Raw genomic sequence first — 2,048 nt, forward strand, 5'->3', positions numbered from 1 at the left:
CCTTCGCCGCGCCGTAGGACCCCGCGCCCCGCAGCGCCGCCACCGACGACACCGCCACGACGCGACCGCCCGGCCGCGGGAGGTGCGGCAGCAGCGCCTCCCCCAGCAGGACCGTCGTCAGGACGTTGAGACGGAAGTCGTCGACCCACAGGCGCGCAGTCGCGGCGAGGTCGTCGCCGTCGGGCTCGAGCATCCCGCCCGCGTTGAGCACCAGCACGTCGACCGGGCCGCCGTCGAGCAGCCGGACGGTCAGCGCCGCCACCTCGTCGGGCTCGCGCAGGTCCGCCGTCTCGACGTCGGCGACCGCCCTGCCTGCCTCGGCGTCGATCGCGGTCGCCGCCTCGCGCAGGACGTCCTCGCGGCGCCCGACGAGCACCACGCGGTCCCCGTCGGCCGCCAGCCGTCGCGCGACCGCGCGCCCGATGCCCGTCCCCCCGCCCGTCACGACCGCACGTCGCATGACCGCCTCCTCGTCGACGCGGGACACCGTGCCACCGCTCCGCCGGTCACGCCAGGGCGGAGCGGTGGGCGCTCAGCTCGCGAGCTGGACGAGGTTGCCGCAGGTGTCGTCGAGCACGGCCGTCGTCACGGGCCCCATCGCCGTCGGCGGCTGCACGAACCGCACGCCCGCGGCGGTCAGCCGCTCGTACTCGGCGTGCACGTCGTCGACCCCGAACGACGCCGCGGGGATGCCGTCCTCGACCAGACCGGCCTTGTACGGGCCGACGACGGGGTGCTTGTCGGGCTCCAGCAGGAGCTCGACGCCGTCGGGGTCGGCGGGCGAGACGACGGTGAGCCACCGGTCCTCGCCCAGCGGGACGTCGTTCTTCGGCACGAAGCCGAGGACGCGGGTGTAGAAGTCGAGCGCCTTGGCCTGGTCGTCGACGAAGACGCTGGTCACGGTGAGGCGGATCATCGGTCGGTCCCTCCGGGGGTGTGGGTGTCGCTGGGGGTGCTCCCGCCTGTGCCACCGACGTCACGGACCGGCCAGCGGCGCGTGATCTCGGCGAGCGGGGACGTGTCGAGGTGGTGCAGCTTGTACCGGCCCTCGCGCCGGACGACGACCAGCCCCGCGGCCTCGAGCACGTCGAGGTGCTGGGAGATCGCCTGCCGGGTCGACGACAGGCCGTGCTTCATCGCGAGGCGCGAGCAGATCTCGAACAGCGACTGCCCGTCGCGTTCCTGCAGCTCGTCGAGGATCACGCGGCGCGTCGGGTCCGCGAGCGCCTTGTACACCTCGTCGGGCATGGCACCGTTATAGGCAAGTCGGCACTTGCATGTCAACGGATGCGGGTTCGTCGTCGATTCCGGCTACCGCCGCGCGTCATCCCGGTGCACGGTGTCCCTGGACGCCGGGCCGACCCACCTCACCGACCCGGCACACCGCCGGCCCGCACGCCCGACGAGGAGCTGACATGACCGACGACCGCGACCGCTGGATGGTCCTGCTGTACGAGGACGAGAACCTCTGGGCGACCGCCACCCCCGAGCAGCAGGAGGTGTACCTCGTCCGGCACCGCGACTACGAGCAGAACGCCGCCGAGCACGACGTCACGATCCTCTCGAGCGACGCGCTCCGGCCGACCGTGCACGCGACCACGCTGCGACCCGGCGAGGACCGGCTGACCACCGACGGGCCGTTCGCCGAGACCACCGAGCAGCTCGGCGGCTTCTACCTCGTCGAGGCCGCGTCGCAGGACGCCGTCGTCGACCACGCCCGTCGGCTCCCGCCGTCGTACACGATCGAGGTCCGGCCCGTCGCGATCCTCGACTTCTGAGGCGGTGTCGATCGGGGCACGGCTCCCCCGTCATCCCGTCGACACCCCGCACCGCCAGGAGGCCCCGATGCCCACGCAGCCCCGCCGTCCGCGCACCGCGCCGACCGGCACCACGACCACGGTCCCGGGTGCGTCCGCATGAGGTTCGTCGTCCTCCGCTACGGCGGCACGTCGACGCGGCCCGCACGCGGGACCGACCTGCTCGACGAGCTCACGACCGGCGGGCTGCGCGGCACGCGCAGGGGTCCGCAGCCCGCCGGTCCGGGCACG

The 2,048-nt window shown here is 73.9% G+C and carries 4 protein-coding genes; 1 reads left to right on the plus strand and 3 read right to left on the minus strand.

The features are described from left to right. From HGA02_RS17550 to HGA02_RS17560, 3 genes are all read right to left on the minus strand, one after another. On the minus strand, positions 1-460 hold a 460-nt coding region (locus HGA02_RS17550; RefSeq protein ID WP_168680514.1), incomplete at its 3' end, for an SDR family NAD(P)-dependent oxidoreductase. Between the two features lie 72 nt (positions 461-532). Next, positions 533-916 (minus strand): VOC family protein, encoded by a 384-nt coding sequence (locus tag HGA02_RS17555; RefSeq protein ID WP_210728761.1) that lies wholly within the window; start codon positions 914-916, stop codon positions 533-535. Then, entirely contained in the window at positions 913-1,248 is a 336-nt protein-coding gene (locus HGA02_RS17560; protein WP_168680516.1) for an ArsR/SmtB family transcription factor, read from the minus strand. The genes HGA02_RS17555 and HGA02_RS17560 overlap by 4 nt, the downstream gene beginning before the upstream one ends. 167 nt (positions 1,249-1,415) lie before the next feature. On the opposite strand from HGA02_RS17560, the gene HGA02_RS17565 reads away from it, so the two are divergent. Continuing rightward, a complete protein-coding gene (locus tag HGA02_RS17565) occupies positions 1,416-1,778 on the plus strand; it encodes a YciI family protein (RefSeq protein ID WP_168680518.1) in 363 nt (120 codons plus the stop codon). Positions 1,779-2,048 lie beyond the last annotated feature (270 nt).

The organism is Cellulomonas septica (assembly GCF_012396155.1).
In the GTDB taxonomy this organism is placed as follows: Bacteria; Actinomycetota; Actinomycetes; order Actinomycetales; family Cellulomonadaceae; genus Cellulomonas; species Cellulomonas septica.

What these genes read in the sequence shown, in the direction of transcription:
- HGA02_RS17555 (WP_210728761.1), bottom strand. Translation starts at nt 916, where the DNA reads ATGATCCGCCTCACCGTGACCAGCGTCTTCGTCGACGACCAGGCCAAG.
- HGA02_RS17560 (WP_168680516.1), bottom strand. Translation starts at nt 1,248, where the DNA reads ATGCCCGACGAGGTGTACAAGGCGCTCGCGGACCCGACGCGCCGCGTG.
- HGA02_RS17565 (WP_168680518.1), top strand. Translation starts at nt 1,416, where the DNA reads ATGACCGACGACCGCGACCGCTGGATGGTCCTGCTGTACGAGGACGAG.